Annotated in this window: 19 protein-coding genes; 7 read left to right on the plus strand and 12 right to left on the minus strand. The window is 63.0% G+C overall.

The annotated features are described in order from the left end of the window. Positions 1–289: 289 nt before the first annotated feature. The 4 genes from ACFFNA_RS02825 to ACFFNA_RS02840 all read left to right on the plus strand — a co-directional run bounded on the left by ACFFNA_RS02825 (position 290) and on the right by ACFFNA_RS02840 (position 8,568). A complete protein-coding gene (locus ACFFNA_RS02825; RefSeq protein WP_378915422.1) occupies positions 290–4,606 on the plus strand; it encodes a beta strand repeat-containing protein in 4,317 nt (1,438 codons plus the stop codon). A 126-nt stretch (positions 4,607–4,732) separates the two neighbouring features. Further along, positions 4,733–5,665 carry an alpha/beta fold hydrolase gene (locus ACFFNA_RS02830; protein ID WP_111543620.1) on the plus strand — a complete coding sequence of 311 codons (933 nt, stop codon included), beginning with the start codon at positions 4,733–4,735 and terminating at the stop codon, positions 5,663–5,665. A gap of 81 nt (positions 5,666–5,746) precedes the next feature. Beyond that, positions 5,747–6,922, plus strand: a complete 1,176-nt coding sequence (locus tag ACFFNA_RS02835; RefSeq protein ID WP_378915424.1) for a CaiB/BaiF CoA transferase family protein — start codon at positions 5,747–5,749, stop codon at positions 6,920–6,922. Next, positions 6,919–8,568, plus strand: a complete 1,650-nt coding sequence (locus ACFFNA_RS02840) for a thiamine pyrophosphate-binding protein (RefSeq protein ID WP_378915426.1) — start codon at positions 6,919–6,921, stop codon at positions 8,566–8,568. Before ACFFNA_RS02835 ends, ACFFNA_RS02840 begins: the two co-directional genes overlap by 4 nt. Positions 8,569–8,669: 101 nt before the next feature. Here the strand turns inward: ACFFNA_RS02840 and ACFFNA_RS02845 are convergent, their stop codons facing one another. Then, the gene (locus ACFFNA_RS02845) at positions 8,670–9,110 is read right to left on the minus strand and encodes a CHRD domain-containing protein (protein ID WP_111543617.1); all 441 of its coding nucleotides are present in this window, start codon (positions 9,108–9,110) and stop codon (positions 8,670–8,672) included. Between the two features lie 159 nt (positions 9,111–9,269). Then, entirely contained in the window at positions 9,270–10,553 is a 1,284-nt protein-coding gene (locus ACFFNA_RS02850; RefSeq protein WP_111543828.1) for a cystathionine gamma-synthase family protein, read from the minus strand. 124 nt (positions 10,554–10,677) lie between these two features. On the opposite strand from ACFFNA_RS02850, the gene ACFFNA_RS02855 reads away from it, so the two are divergent. Then, a complete protein-coding gene (locus ACFFNA_RS02855) occupies positions 10,678–11,136 on the plus strand; it encodes an Lrp/AsnC family transcriptional regulator (protein ID WP_378915429.1) in 459 nt (152 codons plus the stop codon). A 70-nt stretch (positions 11,137–11,206) separates the two neighbouring features. Here ACFFNA_RS02855 and ACFFNA_RS02860 read toward each other — a convergent pair whose 3' ends face one another. From ACFFNA_RS02860 to ACFFNA_RS02875, 4 genes are read right to left on the minus strand one after another with little or no spacing between them, the layout of a single operon-like run. Continuing rightward, positions 11,207–12,178 (minus strand): ABC transporter substrate-binding protein, encoded by a 972-nt coding sequence (locus tag ACFFNA_RS02860; protein WP_111543616.1) that lies wholly within the window; start codon positions 12,176–12,178, stop codon positions 11,207–11,209. A 41-nt stretch (positions 12,179–12,219) separates the two neighbouring features. Then, positions 12,220–13,374, minus strand: coding sequence for an ABC transporter permease (locus ACFFNA_RS02865; protein WP_378915431.1), 1,155 nt, complete (start codon positions 13,372–13,374; stop codon positions 12,220–12,222). Continuing rightward, positions 13,371–14,249 carry an ABC transporter permease gene (locus ACFFNA_RS02870; protein ID WP_378915433.1) on the minus strand — a complete coding sequence of 293 codons (879 nt, stop codon included), beginning with the start codon at positions 14,247–14,249 and terminating at the stop codon, positions 13,371–13,373. Before ACFFNA_RS02870 ends, ACFFNA_RS02865 begins: the two co-directional genes overlap by 4 nt. A 13-nt stretch (positions 14,250–14,262) precedes the next feature. Continuing rightward, positions 14,263–15,054 (minus strand): ABC transporter ATP-binding protein, encoded by a 792-nt coding sequence (locus ACFFNA_RS02875; protein ID WP_378915435.1) that lies wholly within the window; start codon positions 15,052–15,054, stop codon positions 14,263–14,265. A 145-nt stretch (positions 15,055–15,199) separates the two neighbouring features. On the opposite strand from ACFFNA_RS02875, the gene ACFFNA_RS02880 reads away from it, so the two are divergent. After that, the gene (locus ACFFNA_RS02880) at positions 15,200–15,598 is read left to right on the plus strand and encodes a cupin domain-containing protein (protein ID WP_184874971.1); all 399 of its coding nucleotides are present in this window, start codon (positions 15,200–15,202) and stop codon (positions 15,596–15,598) included. 29 nt (positions 15,599–15,627) lie between these two features. Here the strand turns inward: ACFFNA_RS02880 and ACFFNA_RS02885 are convergent, their stop codons facing one another. From ACFFNA_RS02885 to aptA, 5 genes are all read right to left on the minus strand, one after another. Continuing rightward, the gene (locus ACFFNA_RS02885; RefSeq protein WP_167458401.1) at positions 15,628–16,005 is read right to left on the minus strand and encodes a hypothetical protein; all 378 of its coding nucleotides are present in this window, start codon (positions 16,003–16,005) and stop codon (positions 15,628–15,630) included. A gap of 14 nt (positions 16,006–16,019) precedes the next feature. After that, positions 16,020–16,397, minus strand: a complete 378-nt coding sequence (locus ACFFNA_RS02890) for a hypothetical protein (RefSeq protein ID WP_378915438.1) — start codon at positions 16,395–16,397, stop codon at positions 16,020–16,022. Next, positions 16,394–17,845 (minus strand): dihydropyrimidinase, encoded by a 1,452-nt coding sequence (gene hydA, locus ACFFNA_RS02895; protein ID WP_378915440.1) that lies wholly within the window; start codon positions 17,843–17,845, stop codon positions 16,394–16,396. The genes ACFFNA_RS02890 and hydA overlap by 4 nt, the downstream gene beginning before the upstream one ends. 64 nt (positions 17,846–17,909) lie before the next feature. Further along, complete coding sequence (locus ACFFNA_RS02900; RefSeq protein ID WP_378915634.1) at positions 17,910–19,160, minus strand: Zn-dependent hydrolase; 1,251 nt, start codon at positions 19,158–19,160, stop codon at positions 17,910–17,912. Between the two features lie 71 nt (positions 19,161–19,231). Further along, positions 19,232–20,560 carry an omega-aminotransferase AptA gene (gene aptA / locus ACFFNA_RS02905; RefSeq protein ID WP_111543607.1) on the minus strand — a complete coding sequence of 443 codons (1,329 nt, stop codon included), beginning with the start codon at positions 20,558–20,560 and terminating at the stop codon, positions 19,232–19,234. 227 nt (positions 20,561–20,787) lie between these two features. Here aptA and ACFFNA_RS02910 point away from each other — a divergent pair, with 227 nt between their 5' ends. Next, positions 20,788–21,423 carry a TetR family transcriptional regulator C-terminal domain-containing protein gene (locus tag ACFFNA_RS02910; RefSeq protein WP_111543606.1) on the plus strand — a complete coding sequence of 212 codons (636 nt, stop codon included), beginning with the start codon at positions 20,788–20,790 and terminating at the stop codon, positions 21,421–21,423. Positions 21,424–21,436: 13 nt separating this feature from the next. Here the strand turns inward: ACFFNA_RS02910 and ACFFNA_RS02915 are convergent, their stop codons facing one another. Next, complete coding sequence (locus ACFFNA_RS02915; protein WP_378915442.1) at positions 21,437–22,324, minus strand: helix-turn-helix transcriptional regulator; 888 nt, start codon at positions 22,322–22,324, stop codon at positions 21,437–21,439. Positions 22,325–22,345: the final 21 nt, after the last annotated feature.

The raw sequence follows: 22,345 nt of genomic DNA on the forward strand, positions 1-22,345 counted from the left end.
GCGCAAGAAACATCGTCGCGGAAAAGCAGGCAGGGCGGATTGACGCGACGCCGAGGGTTTTCCTGCACGGCCAAGCCGATCGAACGATTTCACACCGATGCCGATACACTACGTCTCGGACATTAAAAATATTTCTGTTCTCGCCGGTTGGGAATTGACACGACTACGCACCTGCGGGAGCCTGAAAGAGTAATTCGGCGGGAATCGAAACAACGCTTCGGCGTCTCGAGTTTTGGCCATCGAATATATTAGTTGGAAGAGATATTCCTTTTCAGCGGGGGGCTGCGCCATGGCTATCATTTCGGGTACTTCTGCAAACAACACTCTATACAGCCTCGCCAGCGATGATTTTATGTATGGCTACGGTGGCAGCGATACATTCGTCTACGACTGGGGCAATGGCTGGGACGATTTCATCGGTGGCGAAGACGTCGGCGGCGCAGACAGGGACAGGATCCAGTTCAGGACCGACTATTTCGGATCGGCCGAGATCAGGATCCGATCGATTTCGGGCATAGAAGTCTTCGACAACAGCAATTCCAACTACTCGCCAAAACTTCGCGTCGACGGCAGCCTCGATCTGACGGAAATCGCCAACGACTCGGTTTCCGGCGGTTATGCGGCCTTCACCGGCAAATGGTACGATACGCTGAACAGCCCAGACAAGGGGTACAAGTTCTATTTGCTTGAAGTGGAGGGCTGGACGGGCAACGACGTCATCAACACGAGCGCACTCGTCAACGCCAATTTCGCCCCCGTGAATTTCACCTACTTCACCGGTTCGGTACCCGCTGTCCTGATCGCCGGGCTTGGCGGAAATGACGAGATCCACACCGGTGCCGGCAACGACGTCATCTATGGCGATGAGCGGCCCGACGTCACCTATAGTTCCGTCATCGCCGGAAATGATCTCCTTTATGCTGGCGCCGGGAACGACGAAGTTCACGCCGGAGGCGGCAATGATGTTGTCTATGGCCAGGCAGACGACGATGTTTTGTCCGGCGACGACGGTGATGACGAACTGCATGGCGACAGCGGCGATGATACCCTTCGCGGAGGTGCAGGAAACGACGCCCTTTATGGTGACGCTGGCCACAACACGATCGATGGCGGGGCCGGCCATGATATCGTCTATCTGGGCGGCCTCTCCAGCGACTGGACGCAAGGCACGGACGGCTCCGGCACTCTGACTGACACGAACGGGGTCGACGTCAATACATTGCTGAGTATCGAGGAGATCCGCTTTCTTTCCGATCCAGGCAACCCGATCGTTTTCGAGAGCCTGCCGACGCCGATCGCTGACAATGACGGCGGCGCCAATCAGGTGGCGGAGGACGCCGCCAACGGAACGGCGGTCGGCATCGCCGCATCCTCTGTCGATCCGGACGGCAATTCGATCGTCTACACCCTGACGGACAGTGCCGGTGGCGCCTTCGCCATCGATTCCGCGACTGGAGTGGTGACGGTCGCCGATGTCAGCAAGCTCGACTATGAAACCCGCGGCAGCCTGCAGATCATCGTCGATGCCACCGACGGCATAGGACATGTGACCGAGACCTTCACGATTGCGATCCTCGACGGAAACGACGCGCCATCCGCTCCCACAGACAGCAACGCCGCCGCCAATACCGTCGCCGAAGGCGCTGCCAACGGAACCACTGTTGGCATCACCGCCGCTGCGACAGATCCAAACAGCGACACGCTGACCTACAGTCTCGTCTACGACGCCGGCGGACGCTTCACGATCGATGCCACGACAGGCGTCGTTACAGTCGCCAACGGCTCGCTGCTGGACTACGAGACCGCGCAGTCGCATCAGATCACCGTGCGGGCCAGCGACGGGCAGTTCTGGAAGGATCAGATCTTTACGATCGGCGTGACCAACGTGTCGGACAATCCTGTGCTGACCGGAACGGCGGGTAACGACACGCTCATTGCCAATTCGCCGGACAACTGGACCATCCATGGTCTGGGCGGCAACGACACGATCACCGGCGGCACCGGCAACGACATAATTTTCGGCGACGCCGGCGACGATACGCTGAACGGCGGCAATGGCGACGACATCTTCCTGGTCGATGGAGCGGCCGAAGGTTTTGATGCCGTCACCGGCGGCGTCGGCACCAGTGACGTGATCAAGGCAAGCAGCGACGGAACGGTAATCGGCCTGCGGTCGCTGGCAACCATCGAGACGATCACCGCCGACGGCCACAGCAACGTCACCATCAGCGGCGATGGCACGGCAAACGTACTCAGCTTCTCAGGCGTGACGCTGACCGGTATCGTTGCCATCAGCGGCGGCGACGGCAATGACAGCATCACCGGCGGCGCGGCCAACAATACGATCAATGGCGATGGCGGCAATGACACGCTGGTCGGCGGTGCCGGGGTCGACATCCTGACGGGCGGCGCCGGGAACGACACCCTGTTGGGCCTTGACGGTAACGATGTCTTCCTGCTCGGCGGATCAGCAGACGGTTTCGATTCCGTCACCGGCGGCAACGGCACCGACACGATCAAGGCCACCAGCGACCACACCATCATCGGCCTGACATCGATCGCGACCATCGAGGCAATCACCGCCGATGGCCATGCCAACATCATCATCAGCGGCGATGGCGCGGCAAATTCGCTCAGCTTCGTCGGCGTGACCTTGACCGGCATTGCCAGCATCAATGGCGGTGACGGCGGCGACACGATCACCGGCAGCGCCGCAGGCGACACCATTGTCGGCGGCATGGGTTCGGACGCGCTGAACGGCGGCGACGGCAACGACGTCTTCCTCACGGGCGGTACGAATGACGGTTTCGACGGGGTGGCCGGCGGCAATGGGTCGGATGTTCTCAAGGCCACCAGCAACGGCACGATCATCGGTCTGGCGTCCATCGCCACGATCGAGGCGATCACCGCGGACGGCTACAGCAACGTCACCATCGCCGGCAGCACGGCGGCGAACACGCTCGACTTCTCGGCCGTCGCGCTGACCGGTATCACCAGCATCAGCGGCAGCGCCGGCAACGACATCATCACCGGCACCTCAGGGGACGACACGATCTTCGGCGATGCCGGGCTGGACACGCTTAACGGCGGAGCCGGCAGCGACACCCTGACCGGCGGTGCCGACAATGACACGCTGAGCGGCGGCGACGGCGACGACGTCTTCCTCATGAGCGGTGCCAGCGACGGCTTCGATTCGGTGACGGGCGGCAACGGCACCGACATCATCAAGGCTACCGCCGACAACATGATCATCGGCCTGACGGCGATCGCCACCGTCGAGGAAATCTCCGCCGACGGCCATGCCGGCGTGTCGATCTCCGGCAGCGCCAGCGCCGACACGCTGAATTTCTCCGCGCTTACGCTGACCGGGATCACCGGCATCTTCGGCGGCAGCGGCAACGACACGATCACCGGCAGCGCCGCCGCCGACATCATCTCGGGTGATGCAGGCGACGATACGCTGGGCGGCAGCGACGGCAACGACATCTTCCTTTTCAGCGGCACTGCCGGTGGCTTCGACGCCATCACCGGCGGCAACGGCACCGACACCATCAAGGCTCTCGCCAATGGCACGATCATCGGTCTTCGTTCGATCGCCGGCATCGAGGCCATAACCGCCGATGGTTTCGCCAATGTCCAGATTGCTGGCAGCGGCAACGCCGATACGTTGGATTTTTCCGACACAACGCTGACCGGAATCGTCTCCATCGATGGCGGTGCTGGCAACGACATCATCACCGGCTCTGCCGCTAATGATGTCATCATCGCCAATTCCGGGACCGACACGTTGAACGGCGGCGACGGCAACGACGTCTTCTCGATTGGGAGCGGCGGCAGCAATCACATCATCAACGGAGGCAATGGCAGTGATACGATCGTTGCCACATCCACCACGCTCAGCATCGCGTCGTTCAGCGGGATCGAAGCGATCGACGGCAGCGGGGTGGCCGGCCTTTCAATCGTCGGAACCGGGGTGGCCGATACATTCGATTTTTCCGCCACCACGCTGACAAATGTCGTGCTGATCAATGGCGGTGCCGGAAACGACACCATTACCGGCTCAGCGTCGGACGATGTCATCAGCGGCGGAGCCGGCGCGGATATCCTCAATGGAGGTGCCGGTAACGACACCGTCACCTATGCCGCCAGCACGGCCGCGGTGACTGTGAACCTCGCCACCACCACCCAATCTGGCGGCGATGCGCAGGGCGACCAGTTGACCGCCATTGAGCACGTCGTCGGCAGCAACTATGCGGATACGCTGACGGGAAACACGGGCGACAATTCGCTCAACGGCGGGACAGGCAACGACCGGCTCACCGGTGCGGGCGGCGACGATCTCCTGACCGGCGGGGCGAACAACGACACCTTCGTGTTCCGCGCCGGCTTCGGACACGACACGATCATGGATTTCGCGGCCGGCGCGACGGTCTCCGACGTGATTGAATTCAGCCAGGATCTCTTCGTGGACTATACCGCAGTGCTGGCGGCAGCGAGCGACGTGGGCTCGGATACGCTGATCACACTCGACGCCAACAACAGCATTCTCTTGCACAATGTAACGGTCGCCAGCTTGAACGCGAACGACTTCCTGTTTGTCGCGTGAGGGTGCAGTATCCCGCGTTGCTGACATCGTCGCGGAAAAGCAGGCAGGGCGGATTGACGCAAAACCGGTGCCGGCGCAAACAAAGCCGGCGCCACGGTGGCGGCCAGAGCCTGGAGACCGAGCGGCATGTCATTCAGCCAGCAGCGCGTGGTTGCCTCGCCGACCGGTGCCGATCTCAATCTTTTCGTCAGGCAAGCCGATGGCCGGGCACGTGCCGTCGTCCAGATCAATCACGGGCTGGCCGAGCACGCCGCGCGCTATGCCCGCTTTGCCGATTTTCTCGCGCCACGCGGCTTCCACGTCTATGTCCACGATCATCGCGGCCATGGCGCGACCAAGGCGCCCGACGCGCCGCTTGGCAGGTTCGCCGACAGGGACGGTAGCGCCAAGGTGATCGCCGACGTCGACGCCATCCATGATCTGATCGCCAGCGAACAGCCGAACCTGCCGGTCGTCCTCTTCGGCCATTCGATGGGTGCTTCCGTGGCGCTGAACTACCTGCTGCGCCACTCGCCTCGCGTTCATGCGGCCGCGATCTGGAACGGCAACTTCTCGCAAGGGCTGCTCGGCCAACTGGCCCTGGGCATCCTTGGCTGGGAACGGATGCGGCTGGGCTCGGATGTCCCCTCGCGCCTGCTGCCGAAACTCACCTTCCAGGCCTGGGGCAAGGCGGTGCCCAATCACCGCACATTGTTCGACTGGCTGTCGCGCGACGAGGCGGAGGTGGCGAAATACATCGCCGATCCACTTTGCGGCTGGGATGCATCGGTGTCGATGTGGCGCGACGTCGTCGGCATGGCGCTCAACGGCGGCAAGGATGCCGGCTTTGCCGGCATCCGACGCGACCTCCCCGTCGGCACCGTCGGTGGCGAAAAGGATCCCGCCTCGGATTACGGCAAGGGGATCACGCATCTTGCCAATCGCATGCGCAAGATGGGCTTTTCAAATCTGGTTTCAAAGGTTTACCCCGACACCCGCCACGAAAGCCTGAACGAGGTGAATCGCGACATTATCATGGGCGATTTCGCGGCTTGGGCCGACGGCGTGCTGAAGGGTTGAAGGGATTGGCCTATCGCAACAGCCGTGACAGCCGTTGCAAGGCTTGATAGAGGCTCTGCTTTCGATCAACCACGGTGATCTATGACTGAGCCCCCGCTGAAAGGCGTCCGCGTCGTCGAACTCGCCCGCATCCTTGCCGGGCCATGGGCCGGGCAGTTGCTTGCCGATCTCGGCGCCGATGTCATCAAGGTCGAGAGCCCCGATGGCGGCGACGACACCCGCAAATGGGGCCCGCCCTTCGTCATGGGCAAGGACGGCGAGAACCTGTCGGCCGCCTATTACCATTCCTGCAATCGCGGCAAGCGCTCCATCGCCATCGATTTCTCGACACCTGAGGGTGCCGAGACGGTGCGCCGGCTGGTCGCGACTTCGGACGTGCTGATCGAGAACTTCAAGCTCGGCGGCCTGAAGAAATACGGCCTCGACTATGACAGCCTGCGCAAGACCAACCCCCGCCTCGTCTACTGCTCGATCACCGGCTTTGGTCAGGATGGACCCTACGCGCCACGCGCGGGCTACGACTTCATCATCCAGGCCATGGCCGGCATGATGTCGATCACCGGCGAGGTCGGCCGCGAGCCGCAAAAGGCCGGCGTCGCCATCTCGGACATCTTCACCGGCCTTTATTCCGTCATCGCCATCCAGGCCGCATTGCGCCATGCCGAACAGACCGGCGAAGGCCAGCACATCGACATGGCGCTCTTCGACACCCAGATTTCAGCGCTCGGCAACCAGAACCTGAACTATCTCGTCTCCGGCAAGTCGCCGGTGCAGATGGGCAACGCGCATATGAACATTGCGCCTTACGAGGTGGTGCCGGTCAGGGATGGCCACATCATCCTGGCGGTCGGCAATGACGGCCAGTTCGCCAAATTCTGCGCCGCCGTCGGATTGGACGAATTGCCGTCGAATCCTGACTTCGCCACCAATCCGGCCCGCGTCGCCAACCGGGTCAAGCTGCGCGAACACATGATCGAGGCGCTGAAGATTTTTGACCGCGACGCGCTGCTGGCAAAGCTGGAAGCGGCAAGCGTGCCGGCGAGCCCGATCAACACGATCGGCCAGATGTTCGCCGACCCGCAGACGATCGCGCGCGGCATGCGGCTCGACCTCGACGACGGCCATGGCAATCTTCTGCCTTCAGTGCGCGCACCGATGGTCATGTCCGGCACGCCGCTTGTCTATGAGCGCCCCTCGCCGCGCCTGGGCGAGCACACGCAAGAAATCCTTGCCGAACTGGAGAAGTCTGGACAATGAAGACCGGCGGACAACTGATCGTCGATGCGCTCGAAGCCAACGGCACCGACCGCATCTATTGCGTGCCCGGTGAATCCTACCTGGCGGTGCTCGACGCGCTGCACGATTCGGCGATCCGCACCATCGTCTGCCGCCAGGAAGGCGGCGCCGCCATGATGGCCGATTGCCACGGCCGCCTGACCGGCAAGCCCGGCATCTGCTTCGTCACCCGTGGCCCCGGCGCCACCAATGCGTCTGCCGGTATCCACATCGCCATGCAGGATTCTATTCCTGTCATCCTGTTCATCGGCCAGGTCGCTAGCCACGCCAAGGAGCGCGAGGCCTTCCAGGAGGTGGATTACAAGAGATTCTTTGGCGACATCGCCAAATGGGTGGTCGAGATCGATGACGCCTCGCGCATCCCGGAATTCGTCACCCGCGCCTTCGCGGTGGCGACCTCGGGCCGTCCCGGCCCGGTGGTCATCTCGCTGCCGGAAGACATGCTGACCAGTGTCGTCGAAGCGCCCATCGCCTTGCCGCATACACCGGTCGAAACCCGGCCGGGCGAAGCCGAACTCGACGCGCTGGAGGGATTGCTGTCCAAGGCCAAACGGCCCTTCGTCATCCTTGGCGGCACGCGCTGGGATGCCGAGGCCGTGGCGCAGATGCGCTCGATCGCCGAAGCCTGGTCGCTGCCGGTCGGCTGTTCCTTCCGCCGCCAGATGTTGTTCGACCATCTGCATCCGAACTATGCCGGCGATGTCGGCATCGGCATCAATCCGAAGCTGGCCACAGTGATCAAGCAGGCCGATCTCGTGCTGTTGATCGGTGGCCGCATGGGCGAAATGCCGTCATCCGACTACACGCTCTTGAAAAGTCCCTACCCCGACCAGACGCTGATCCATATCCATGCCGATGCCGGCGAACTCGGCCGCGTCTACCGGCCGGCACTGGCGATCAACGCCTCGCCTTCGGCCTTCGTTCAGGTCTTCGCCAAGCGCAAGCCGACCTCGGCATCCGTTTGGGCAGCCGAGACGCCAAAGCTGCATGCCGCCTATCTCGACTGGTCGACGCCGCCCGAAAGCGGCCCCGGCCCGGTCCAGATGGGGCCGATCATGAACTATCTCGAAAAGATGCTGCCCGACGATGCCATCCTCACCAACGGCGCCGGCAATTACGCCACCTGGGTGCACCGCTTCCACCGCTTCCGCCGCTTCGCCACGCAGGCAGCACCGACGTCAGGCTCGATGGGCTACGGCACCCCTGCCGCGGTCGCCGCCAAAGAGCTGTTTCCGGAGCGCATCGTGGTTGCCTTCGCCGGCGACGGCTGCTTCCTGATGAATGGGCAGGAGTTTGCCACCGCCGTCCAGTATGACCTGCCGATCGTCGTTGTCGTCGTCAACAACGGCATCTACGGCACCATCCGCATGCATCAGGAGCGCGAATATCCCGGCCGCGTCGTGGCCACGGATCTCAAAAATCCGGACTTCGCGGCCTTGGCCCGCGCCTATGGCGGCCATGGCGAGACAGTGGAGAAGACAGCGGATTTCGCCCCAGCCTTCGAGCGCGCCCGCGCCAGCGGCAAGCCGGCGATCGTCGAGATCAGGCTCGACCCCGAGGCGATCACGCCGACCAGGACGATGACCCAGATCCGCGACAAGGCATAAGCACCAACGGCATAGGCCGAACACCTTCGCGCCCCCTCCATCCTGCCGGACAGAGGGGGAAGCGTCACGCAGCGCAATTATCGCCCTCGGGGCGACGTTACCTACTTCGCCTTTTCGATCTGGCCGCGGATCTCGCCGTCCTTGTTGGCGGCGGTGTGGACGTTGACGTAATATTTGCCGGCCTCAAGGTCAGCCGCCTGGGCATCGGTCAACGTTTCCGATCCCTTGATCGGGCTCTTGAGCTTTTTGAACGGGATGACGGGTCCAGCGTTTTCACCCATCGCCGCCGGGCCGTGGATGTGCGCGGCCGTCGCCGGCCCGCTCAGGCCGGAATATTTGACGTTCCAGCTGAGTTTCTTCTTGGCGGTGTCGAACGTCAAAGTCGCTGTGCCTTTGCCCTTCGTGGTGACGGGCGGGCTCTGCTGGCCGCCATCGAGCGTCGCCTTGAACTTTTCCATGTCGGCCATGGCTGGCGATGCGAACAGGAAAGCGGTCGAAATGGCCAGCGCCGAGAGTGCCGGCAGGAAGGATTGGGTGCGCATGAAGAATCTCCGATTGGCTGTCGCATCCGTCACGCCCCGTGGCGCGCGTATGCCACAACGCAACGGCTGGGCGGCGTAATGTATCCCACCACACGCATTTGTGATGACGTACAAAAATCCGATCGCCCGTCCTGCCCTCGCTTTTGGGGAAGGTAGCCGTCAGACCGCCGCCAGCGCCTGCGTCAGGTCGGCGATCAGATCGTCCGGGTGCTCGACACCGATCGACAGCCTGACCGTGGTCTCCAGCACGCCGATGCGTTGGCGCACGTCGAAGGGAATGCCTGAATGGGTCATCGCCGCGGGGTGGCTGGCCAGCGATTCCGTTCCGCCGAGGCTCACTGCCAGCTTGAAGATCTGCAGTCCGTTGAGAAAGGCGAAAGCCGCCTTCTCTCCGCCGCGTATGTCGAAGGAGAATGTCGAGCCGGCGCCGCTGCATTGCGCGCGGTACGCACGGCCCGCCGGCGTGTCCTCGCCCAGGAACGGCAAATAATGCACCTTCTCGACCTTGGCATGATCGCGCAGGAATTCGGCGACCAGGCGCGCATTGTCGTTCGCCCGCTCCATGCGGATCGACAGCGTCTCCAGCGAGCGGCCGAGCATCCAGCAGGAATGCGGATCGAGCTGCGTGCCGATCGCACCGCGCAGCGCCTTGATCGGCTTGGTGACCGCCTTGCTGCCCATGGCGGCGCCCGCGATCAGGTCGGAATGGCCGCCGACATATTTGGTCAGCGAATAGACGGATACATCGGCGCCATGTTCGATCGGCCTCTGGAACACCGGACCGAGCAGCGTATTGTCGCAGACGACAATCGGCGTCGAGCCTTGCCTGACGCCGATCTCGTCGGCGATCCTGCGCATCAGCGCGATGTCGACAAGGCTGTTGGTCGGATTTGACGGCGTCTCGATCAGGATGACCGAGACGCGGCCCTTCGCGACTGCAGCTTCGGCCGCCGCGCGCACCGCCGTCTCGTCGACGCCATCCGCGAAGCCGACAGCACCTATACCGAAGCCCGAAAGCGTGCGCGTCAAGAGCGTCTCGGTGCCGCCATAAAGCGGCTGCGAATGCAGGATGACGTCACCCGGGCGAGCATAGGCGAGCAGTGTCGTCGCGATCGCAGACATGCCTGATGAAAACAGGATGCAGGCATCCGTCCCTTCATAGATCGCCAGCCGGTCCTCGACGATCTCGCTGTTGGGATGGTTGAAGCGCGAATAGACCAGGCCGGACGCCGTGCCGCTCGGTGGCTCCTTGCGGCCCGAGGTGTAGTCGAAGAAGTCGCGTCCCTCTTCCGCCGACTTGAACACGAAGGTCGAGGTCAGGAACACCGGCGGCTTGACCGCGCCCTCCGAAAGCTGCGGATCGAAGCCATAGCTCAGCATCAGCGTCTCCGGGTGGAGCTTGTGGTTGCCGATATGGGTTTTCGAAGGGCGTGGCGCGGGCATGGCTTTTTCCTGCTTTTTCGAGGAGTGTCGCACGGCAATTTATGCGATCCTCATCGCGCAGTCTTTGCTATTTTTGGGCGCGCATGGCTGCATCCTCGCAACAAATTGCCTGGAGAGGCCGAAAGTGCAGCAGAAGATAGCCGATGATTTCGACCGCAGGATTCTGCGTGAGCTGCAGGCCGACGCCCGCATCACCAACAACGAGCTTGCCGAGCGGATCGGCCTGTCGCCGTCGCCCTGTCTGAGGCGGGTGCGGCGGCTGGAGGAGACCGGCGTCATCAGAGGCTACACCACGCTGGTCGATCCGGCCGCCTTCGGCTGGAGCATGGTCGCCATCGCAACCATCCGGCTCAGCCGGCAGAACGAGGACGAGATCGTCATGTTCGAGGACGCGATCCGCGGCTGGGAAGAGGTGCTGGAATGCCACCTCGTCACCGGTTCGCGCGACTATGTGCTGAAGGTGGTGACTGGCAGCCTCGAACAGTACGAGCGCTTCATCAAGGAAAAGATCGCGCGGCTGCGATGCGTCGCCTCGATCGAGACCAGCTTCGTCATGAACACCATAAAGGAACGGCGCCTCTGACATTTTTGCCAGAGGCGCCGCGATCTTGTTGTTTGAGCATGATCTTTTCGGGGATCATGCTCTGGCATATTTACTTGACCGCCTTGTCGGTGATGGCGGTGGTGTAGGCGCCGGTCGGCTCCTTGGTGATGATCTTCTGGTCGAGCAGCGCCTTGGCGGTGCGCTCGTAGGTCGCCGGGTCGAGCTTGCCGTCGGCATTGTCGACCAGCTTGGCGATTTCGCTCATCATGCGCTTCTGGTGGTTCTCGTCCTGGCCGCCACCGTCCATGACGATGCCTGCGGCCTCGTCATTGTTGTCGATGGCGTATTTCCAGCCCTTCATCGAGGCGCGCACGAAACGCACCATCTTGTCCTCGAAGGCCGGATCCTTGAGCTTGTCTTCCGACGCATAGAGCCCGTCCTCGAGCAGGTCGTTGCCCATCGCCGAATAGTTGAACACCGTCAGCTGTTCCGGCTTGTAGCCGGCGTCGATCAGCTGCCAGTACTCGTTGTAGGTCATGACCGAGATGCAATCCGCCTGCTTCTGGATCAGCGGCTGCACGTCAAAGCTCTGCTTCAGAACGGTGACGCCATCCGGGCCGCCATCGGTCTTGAGCCCAAGCTTGTTCATCCAGGCATAGAACGGATATTCGTTGCCGAAGAACCAGACGCCGAGCGTGTGGCCCTTGAAGTCGGCTTCGGTCTTGATCGGGCCGTCCTTCGGGCAGACCAGCTCCATGCCGGCCTTCTTGAACGGCTGGGCGATGTTGACCAGCGGCACGCCCTTTTCGCGGGCGGCCAGCGCACCGCCCATCCAGTCGACGATGACATCGGCGCCGCCGCCGGCGATCACCTGCTCCGGCGCAATGTCGGGGCCGCCCGGCTTGATGTCGACGTCGAGGCCTTCAGCCTCGTAGAAACCCTTGGCCTTGGCAACATAGTAGCCGGCAAACTGGGCCTGCGTGACCCATTTCAGCTGCAACGTCACCTTGTCGGCGGCCATTGCCTGGAACGCGGCCAGCGACATCGCGCCGGCCAGAACAGGAATAATCAGTCTTTTCATCTTTTTACCCTCTGAAGTTAGCACCCTTAAACCCACCGCCCCTATCCACCACGGACAGAGGGATGCCAAAACGTGACGGCTCTTTCGACAAGAGCGACCACGCCATAAAAGACCGAACCCGCAAGTGCTGCAACTGCGATTTCGGCCCAGACCATGTCGATGTTCATCCGCCCGACCTCGGTCGAGATGCGGAAGCCCATGCCGACGACAGGCGTGCCGAAGAACTCGGCGACGATGGCGCCGATCAGCGCCAGCGTCGAGTTGATCTTCAGCGCGTTGAAGATGAAAGGCGCTGCTGCCGGCAGCCTGAGCTTCAGCAGCGTTTGCCAGTAGCCCGATGCGTAGGTGCGCATCAGGTCACGCTCCATATGGCCGGAGGCGGCAAGCCCGGCGACCGTGTTCACCAGCATCGGGAAGAAGGTCATGATAATGACGACGGCCGCCTTGGACTGCCAGTCGAAGCCGAACCACATGACCATGATGGGGGCGACGCCGATGATCGGCAGCGCCGAGACCATGTTGCCGATCGGCAGCAGGCCGCGCCGCAGGAACGGTACGCGGTCGGCGAGGATCGCGGTGATGAAGCCGGCGCCGCTGCCGACGACATAACCGAAGATCACCGCCTTGAAGATGGTCTGCCGGACATCGGCGCCGAGCACCGGCAGCGAGCTGGCGATGCGCACGCCGATGGCACTCGGCGGCGGCAGCAGGATAAAGGGGATGCCGGCACCGCGCGTCACCGCTTCCCAGATGATCAGGATCCAGGCGCCGAAGATGGCGGGGATGATCAGGCGCAGCACCGTGCGGGCCCAGCTTGCCATCGGGCGAAGTCCCGACAGGACAGCGACGCAGCGCCAGCCGAGCAGCCAGGCGGCCGTGAGCAGCAAAAAGTACGGCGCCAGTGCGGTGCCTTCGAACCCGGATATGCCTGATATCAGCAGCCAGGCGACGAGGTGGGCGCCGCCAAACAGCACCATCGCTTCTGCAAGGGGCGGGATCCTGGTCATCGAGATCAGCGCCGCCAGCATGGCCAGGCCCAACATCAAGCCCTTCGTTCCGAGATAGGGGTAGTTGAAGCTGGCTGCCGGGTCGGCAAGCGCTGCCGCTTCCGGCTTCGACATCGCGCCGAGCGCCACCGCGATCAGGCACAACACGATGGCCAGCACCGCTTGCCAGGAGGGTTTCAGCCAGTTCATGCCGGCCTCCCGCCCATGGCGCGGTCGACGATGCGCCCGGCAATGCCGACCACCATGACCAGAAGTGCTGCCACCACCGAACCGGCGACCAGCGCCGACCAGATGTCGATGGACTGGCTGTAGTAGGCGCCTGCCAAAAGCTTGGCGCCGATGCCGGCGACCGCACCGGTCGGCAGTTCGCCGACGATGGCGCCGACGAGGCTTGCCGCCACCGCCACCTTCATCGAGGTGAACAGGAACGGCACCGAGGCCGGCACGCGCAATTTCCAGAAGGTCTGCGAGGCGCTGGCGTTGTAGGTGTGCATCAGGTCGAGATGCATGATCTCGGGCGAGCGCAGGCCCTTCACCATGCCGACGGTCACCGGGAAGAATGACAGATAGGTCGAGATCATCGCCTTCGGAATCAGGCCGGTGATGCCGACCGCCGCCAGCACGACGATGATCATCGGCGCCACCGCCAGGATGGGAATGGTCTGCGAGGCGATGATCCACGGCATCAGGCTGCGGTCGAGCGTTGCCACATGCACGATGCCGACGGCGATGATGATGCCGAGCGCCGTGCCGAAAGCGAAACCGAGCAGCGTCGACGACAGCGTCACCCAGGCATTGTAGACGAGGCTGCGGTTCGAAGTGACGCTGCGCAGGAAGGTGTTCTCGAAGAAATTCACCGCCACCTGATGCGGCGCCGGCAGCGTCGGCTTCGGCTGCGACAGCGTCTTGCCGATGAACTCGCTCAACGCCGGCGTTTCACCGGCGCGGCGGTCGAGATCGCGCTGGAACGGCGTGTTGAGGATGACGGCGAAAACATACCAGAGCACGACCACGCCCGCGAGGATCGAGGTCACCGGAACGAGCTTGTCGCGGAAGGTGTCCATCTAGCGCGCCGCCTCAATCATCGTAGCTGTGCCCTGCCCGCAGCCCATCGCGCACGCGCGCGGCGATCGCCAGGAATTCCGGCGTCTCGCGGATGTCGAGCGGCCGCTCTTTCGGCAGCGTCGATTCGATGACATCGCTGACACGGCCCGGCCGCGGCGACATGACGACGATGCGCGTCGACAGATACACGGCTTCCGGAATGGAGTGGGTGACGAAGCAGATGGTCTTGTTCGTGCGGCCCCACAGCTCCAGCAATTGCTCGTTGAGATGGTCGCGCACGATCTCATCCAGCGCGCCGAACGGCTCGTCCATCAACAGAAGGTCGGCGTCGAAGGCCAGCGCACGCGCGATCGAGGCGCGCTGCTGCATGCCACCAGAAAGCTGCCAGGGATATTTCTTCTCGAAGCCGCTGAGGTTGACGAGGTCGAGCGTGCGCTTGATGCGCTGCGCCTGCTCCGCCTTGGACAGGCCCATGATCTCCAGCGGCAGCCCGACATTGCGCTCGATGGTGCGCCATGGAAACAGCGCGGCGGCCTGGAAGACATAGCCATAGGCGCGTTTCTCGCGCGCCTGTTCGGGCGTCATGCCGTTGACCGAAATCGTCCCAGAGGTCGGCTTCTCCAGATCAGCGATGACGCGCAGCAAGGTGGTCTTGCCGCAGCCCGACGGCCCGATGAAGGAAACGAACTCCCCCTTGCCGATGGTCAGGTCGACATTGGACAACGCCTGCACCGGCCCGTCATTGGTCTGGAAGGTCAGTCCGAGTTTGCTTGCCGAAACGACGGCTGGCGAAGTCCCTGTCATCGGCTGCAGCCTGCCCGTTCCCGCCCCTGCGGCGCCGGCTGGAATCCGATTGCTTTTATCGCGATGTTGTTTTCCACTCGCCCTGTCCCATTGGCCCCAGTCCCACTAACCTTGTCCCACTCAATCGACGCCCGGAGTTTCCCCGATGTCGCCCACTTGTCATCTTATCCGCCCTGAAACCACTTATGAAGGCAAGCAGGGATTGACCTATTTCGCAGGCATCGCCGCTGAAACCGTCGGCTCCTCCGGCATCTGCATGCATATGCTCACCATGCCGCCCGGCGCCCGCGCCAAGGCGCATATGCACGAGAGCCATGAAACGGCGATCTATGTGCTCTCCGGCGAGGTCCATACCTGGTATGGCGACCGGCTGGAGCATCATATCGTCGTCAAGGCCGGCGACCTCTTCTACATTCCGGCCGGCGTGCCGCATCTCCCGGCCAATCTGAGTGGCGCCCCGTCGTCGGCCGTCATCGCCCGCACCGATCCCAACGAACAGGAAAGCGTCGTCCTGTTGCCGGAACTGGACGCGCTGGTCGCCTGAAGCCGGCAGCGCCGATGGTGATTTGACCGTCATCGGCACCGGGAGACTTCCCCCATGACGTTGCCGTCCTCGTCGGTGATGACCAGCTTCTTGGCGTTCTTGGGACTGTGCTTGACGGTGAACTCGGCCGGCGATTGTCCATCCTCGCCTTCCGCCTCGCATTGCGCCTTGATGGTCAGCGAGCCATCGAGCTTCGCCTGCTTGTCGGTGAATGTGCAGGCGCTTGCCACGGTGATCAGATCCGTGTCCGTCAACAGCAGCATATCCTCGGCATAGACTTTCTGACCATTCTTGTTGATGCAGCCGGACTTGTTGCCGTAGGGCTTGGACAGATCGATGCCTGCCGCCGAAGCCTGACCGGCCGCCAGCACGAGAACCATCGCAACAGACAGACAAAAACCGCGCATGCTCACCCCCAATGTCACGAACATGATTGCAGCGGCCCCATTTCTTCAAGGCCGGGAATGGTGACGAAGAACCCATCCTCCCCCTTGTTGGTGACCACAACGGTTTCGATCGTCGTCCCCGCCTCGCCCTCGGCGGAACAGGTCGAAGTCAGCGATTGGGCACCCAGCACCGACGTCAATTGCTGCGCGAACCGGCAGCCGCTGCCATAGGTCTCGATGCCCTCGGCGGTCAGCACGATATAGGCATCACTGTCCTGATAACCGGCCTTTACGCCGGCACAGCCGATATCGTTGCCCCAGGAGCCGGCCAGCACGCCGCTCGCTGCTGCCGGACCAGCGACAACTGCCGCCAGAACCAACGAGATGAGCGCGGCCGAGCGCGCCAAACTCAAACCCCGGTCGCCGGGATGCCGGTGCGTTCGACCTTGCGCGGCGCGGAAATTTCCTTCCACGTCGATAGCGCCCGGTTGACCGCCGCGTTCGGCTCGCGGCCGACGAACTCGCCATGCCCCGGCTTGGCCTTGACCTCGGCCTCCTGGATCAACAACTCGCCGCGCGAGAACACGAAGCGCGGCAGGCCGGTCACCTCGAACCCTTCGAATACATTGTAGTCGATGACGGATTGCTGCTTCTTCGCCGAGATCTTCTTCTTGCGCTTTGGATCCCAGACAACGATGTCGGCGTCAGCACCTTCGACGATGGCGCCCTTCTTCGGATACATGTTGAGGATCTTGGCGATGTTGGTCGAGGTCACCGCGACGAACTCGTTCATCGTCAGCCGTCCGGTGTTGACGCCCGTGGTCCACAGCACCGGCATGCGGTCTTCCAGCCCACCTGTGCCGTTCGGGATCTTGGTGAAATCGCCGACGCCGTTGCGCTTCTGCTTGGTGGTGAAGGCGCAATGGTCGGTCGCCACCACCTGCAACGAACCGGCCTGCAGGCCGGCCCACAGCGAATCCTGGTGCAGCTTGTTGCGGAAGGGCGGGCTCATCACGCGGCGCGCCGCATGGTCCCAGTCCTTGTCGAAATACTCGCTCTCGTCCAGCGTCAGGTGCTGGATCAGCGGCTCGCCGAACACGCGCATGCCCTTCTGGCGCGCCCGGCGAATGGCCTCGTGGCTTTGCTCGCAGGAGACATGCACGACATAGAGCGGCACGCCTGCCATGTCGGCGATCATGATGGCGCGGTTGGTCGCCTCGCCTTCCACTTCCGGCGGGCGCGAATAGGCATGGCCCTCCGGGCCATTGTTGCCGGCCGCAAGCAGCTTCTGCGACAGGGCTGCAACCACGTCGCCATTCTCGGCATGCACCAGCGGCAGCGCGCCAAGGTCGGCGCAGCGCTGGAACGACGCATACATCTCGTCGTCGTCGACCATCAGCGCACCCTTGTAGGCCATGAAGTGCTTGAACGAGGTAATGCCCTTGTCGACGACGGTGGCCATCTCGTCGAACACCTGCTTGCCCCACCAGGTGATCGCCATGTGGAAGGAATAGTCGCAGGATGCTTTCGAGGTCTTGTTGTCCCACATCTGCAAGGCTTCGAGCAGCGACTGCTGCGGCGCCGGCAAGCAGAAATCAACCACCATCGTGGTGCCGCCGGCAAGGGCGGCCCGCGTGCCGGATTCGAAATCATCGGCCGAATAGGTGCCCATGAACGGCATTTCGAGATGGGTGTGCGGATCGATGCCGCCCGGCATCACATAACAGCCGGTGGCGTCGAACTCGTGGTCGCCATGCAGGTCCGAACCGATGGCGGCGATCTTGCCGTGCTTGAACAGCACATCGGCCTTCCACGTGCGGTCGGCGGTGACGATGGTGCCGTTTTTGATGACTTTGGTCATTTTTCTTGTTCCCTTGTTCTCTTCGCGCTTCTTGCGAGCGACGTTTGGAATGCGGATTATAAGCTCACTCCACGATGACAGCCGTCTCCACCACAGCGTGGAACAGCACGTCGGCGCCGGCCGACGCCCATTCCTTCGTGATGTCCTCGGCCTCGTTGTGGCTGAGCCCGTCGACGCAGGGGCACATCACCATGGCGGTCGGCGCAACGCGATTGATCCAGCAGGCATCGTGGCCAGCGCCGGAGACGATGTTTCGGTGCGAATAGCCGAGGCGGTCGGCGGCATCGCGGATTGCCTTGACGCAGCCGGCGTCAAAGGTGACCGGGTCGAAGGCGCCGACCTGTTCGATCTTGTACTGGATGTCGAGCGCCTCGCAGATCGTGTCGATGCCTTCGCGGATGCGGCCGTCCATCGCATCCAGCACTTCCTTCTCGGGTGAACGGATGTCGATGGTGAAAACGGTGCGGCCGGCGATGATGTTGCGCGAGTTGGGAAACACCTCCATATGGCCGACCGCGCCGACGGCGTCGGGCTGGTAGTCCATGGCGATCTCGTGCACCAGTTCGATCACCCTGGCCATGCCAAGCCCGGCATTGCGGCGCTTGGGCATTGGCGTCGAACCGGTATGCGACTCCTTGCCGGTCAGCGTCACCTGCAGCCATTTCAAACCTTGCCCGTGGGTGACGACACCGATGTCGATGCCTTCATCCTCAAGGATCGGCCCCTGCTCGATATGCAGTTCGAAGAAGGCGTGAATCTTGCGGTCGCCGACCTTCTCGGCGCCCTTCCAGCCGATGCGCTCCAGCTCCTCGCCGAATTTCTTGCCTTGCTTGTCAACATGTTCGTAGACATCGGCCTGGTCGAGCACGCCGGCAAACACGCCGGACGCCATCATCGCCGGCGCAAAGCGCGCGCCCTCCTCGTTGGTCCAATTGGTGACGACGATCGGATGCCTGGTCTTGATGCCGAGGTCGTTGAGCGAGCGCACCACTTCAAGCCCACCGAGCACACCGAGCACGCCGTCATATTTGCCACCGGTCGGCTGCGTGTCGAGATGGCTCCCGACATAGACAGGCAACGCGTCGGGATCGGTGCCTTCGCGGCGGGCGAACATGGTGCCCATTTCGTCGACGCCCATTTCGAGCCCGGCCGCATCGCACCAGCGCTTGAACAGATGCCGGCCCTCGCCATCCTCGTCGGTCACGGTCTGGCGATTGTTGCCGCCGGCAATGCCGGGGCCGATCTTCGCCATCTCCATTATCGAATCCCACAAACGGTCTGAATTGATTCGCAGATTCTCGCCGGGTGCGGCCATTCCAAGTCCTCTCATTTCATGTCCTGGGCGGGCGGCGGTTCCCGTCGCCACCCGTCTAGGTCTAAGCAGATTTAGTCCACCGCCCTCAAGACTTCACGCACGTGGTCGATCAATTCGTTGATCTGGCCCTTGGTGATGATCAGCGGCGGCGACAGCGCGATGATGTCGCCGGTGGTGCGGATCAGCGCGCCACGCTCGAACGCCTTGACGAAGGCCGAGAAGGCACGCTTGGTCGGCTGGCCGGCGATCGGCGCCAGCTCGATCGCGCCGATCAGGCCGATGTTTCTGATATCGATGACGTTCGGCTCGCCCTTCAGCGAATGCAGCGCGTCTTCCCAATAGGGCGCCAGTTCCTCGCCACGGGTCAGCAGGCCCTCTTCCTTGTAGGTGTCGAGCGTGCCCAAGGCCGCCGCGCAGGCGATCGGATTGCCCGAATAGGTGTAGCCGTGGAAGAACTCGATCATATGCTCGGGGCCGGTCATGAAGGCGTCGTGGATTTCCTTCTTCACGAACACCGCGCCCATCGGGATGACGCCGTTGGAGACGCCCTTGGCGGTGGTCATGATGTCGGGCGTGACACCGAAATAGTCGGCGGCGAACGGCGTGCCGAGACGGCCGAAACCGGTGATGACCTCGTCGAAGATCAACAGGATGCCGTGTTTGGTGCAGATCTCGCGCAGCTTCTGCAGATAACCCTTGGGCGGCAGGATGACGCCAGTGGAACCGGCGACCGGCTCGACGATGACGGCGGCGATGGTCGAGGCGTCATGCAGCGCGACGATGCGCTCCAGCTCGTTGGCGAGTTCCGCGCCATGCTCCGGCACGCCTTTGGTGAAGGCGTTCTTCTCCGGCAGATGCGTGTGCGGCATGTGGTCGACGCCGCCGAGCAGCGTGCCGAACATCTTGCGGTTGGTGACGATGCCACCAACCGAGATGCCGCCGAAATTGACGCCGTGATAGCCGCGCTCGCGGCCAATCAGGCGAGTGCGCGAACCCTCGCCCTTGGCGCGGTGATAGGCGATCGCCATCTTCAGCGCCGTTTCGACCGATTCCGAGCCGGAATTGGTGAAGAACACATGATCCATGCCCTTGGGCGCGAGGTCGACCAGGCGGTTGGCCAGTTCGAAGACGATCGGATGGCCCATCTGGAAGGCCGGCGCGTAGTCGAGCTCGGCAGCCTGATGCTGGATGGCCTCGGTGATCTTCGGCCGGCAGTGGCCTGCATTGACGCACCAGAGACCGGCGGTGCCGTCCAGCACCTTGCGGCCGTCGCTGGTCGTGTAATGCATGTCCTTGGCGGACACCATCATGCGCGGCGCCTGCTTGAACTGCCGGTTTGCCGTGAACGGCATCCAGAATGCGCTGAGATCGTTCGGCGTGACTTTCAGCCGGTTGGACATGACCAAGACTTCCCCTTGTAACCTGTTTCGGTGCGCCCAACGCTTGGTCTTCGTTGCGATTTCGTGCTACGCAAATTTTTGACCGATTGGACAAACGTTAGCACCGCCCTGTCGGCGGTCAAGGGATTACTAGCGGAAATGCGGCACTTGAAGTGCGTTCCACAGGCCAAGGAAAAACTGGTCCAGAGAATTGGTCCAGATGACCGTCAACGCGAGGGCCCGCAACGGTGAACACCAGCACGGACGCCCCTCGCCGCACCCGCATCCAGCAGGAAAAGCGCGAACTCATCCTGGAGGCGGCGCTCGAGGTTTTCTCCACCAACGGTTTTCGCGGCTCGACCATCGACCAGATCGCCGAAGCCGCCGGCATGTCGAAGCCGAACCTGCTTTATTATTTCCGCCGCAAGGAGGACATCCACGAGACGCTGATGCAGCGCCTGCTCGACACCTGGCTGGCGCCGCTGCGTGAACTCGACGACATCGGCGATCCAATGACCGAATTGCGCAACTACATCAGGCGCAAGCTCGAAATGGCCCGCGATTTTCCGCGCGAGAGCCGGTTGTTCGCCAACGAGATCCTGCAAGGCGCGCCGCGCATCATGCCGCTGCTGGCCGGCGAATTGAAGACGCTGGTCGACGAAAAGGCCGCTGTCATCAAGGGCTGGATGCGCGCCGGCAAGATCGCCAGGACCGACCCCTGGCACCTGATCTTCTCGATCTGGGCGACGACGCAGCACTATGCCGATTTCGACGTCCAGGTCCGCGCCGTGCTCGGAGCCGACCGCGGCGGCGACGGCCGCTTCGAAGACGCCGCCCGCTTCCTGGAGCAATTGTTCCTCGACGGGCTGAAGCCGAAAAACTAACTTTCGGCGGTTATCAGGCGCTGCGCCGTTCGGCCGGCAGCGCGTCCAGCAATGTCTGCAGCTTGGCGATCGAGTTCTGCTCGGCAAGCGGCGTGTAGACGATCAGCTTCATGTCGGAGCCGTCGCCCACTGACAAGCTCATATGCTCGAACGTCATGGCGCCGGCGCTCGGGTGCCGGACATGCTTCACCCCAGACAATCGGTGCGCGACGTCGCGCTGCGGCCACCAGGCGCGAAACTCGGGGCTCGAGCGCGTCATCAACTCGATCAGCCGCTCGAAATCCGGATCGCCGACATATCTGGCGCTTGCGGCCCGGAACGAGGCCAGCACGATGCGCGCCAGCTGCTCCCAGTCGACCAGCAGCCGCCGGTGGTGCGGATTGGTGAAGACCATGTGGACGATGTTGCGGGCATCACCCTCCAGCAGACCGTAGTCGCCGAACACCGCCACCGCCGCCGGGTTCCAGGCCAGCACGTCCCAGCGCCGGCCGACGACATAGGCCGGCTGCAGCACCAGGCTTTGCAGCATGTGCAGCAAGGGGCCGTCGACCTTTTCCGGCGCCACGGCGCGACGTTCCGGCTGCTGGCGGCCGGCGAGGATGAACAGATGCTGTTTTTCGGCCGCGTCGAGCCGCAGCGCCTCGCAGAGCGCCGTCAGCACCTCGACCGAGGGCCTGACCTCCCGCCCCTGCTCCAGCCATGTGTACCAGGTCGTGCCGACGCCGGCGATCATCGCCACCTCTTCGCGACGCAGGCCCGGCGTACGCCGCCTGAGACCAGTGGCGATGCCGGTTGCCGATGGCGTCAGCCTTTCGCGGCGCGAGCGCAGGAAGGCGCCCAGCTCGCGCCGGCGGCTGTCTTCAGCGGAGTGAGTGGGAGCAGAGTGGGGTTGGGATTCCATGAGCGTATTATAGCAGTATTG

It is taken from the genome of Mesorhizobium kowhaii, from assembly GCF_042431665.1.
Lineage (GTDB): Bacteria > Pseudomonadota > Alphaproteobacteria > Rhizobiales > Rhizobiaceae > Mesorhizobium > Mesorhizobium kowhaii.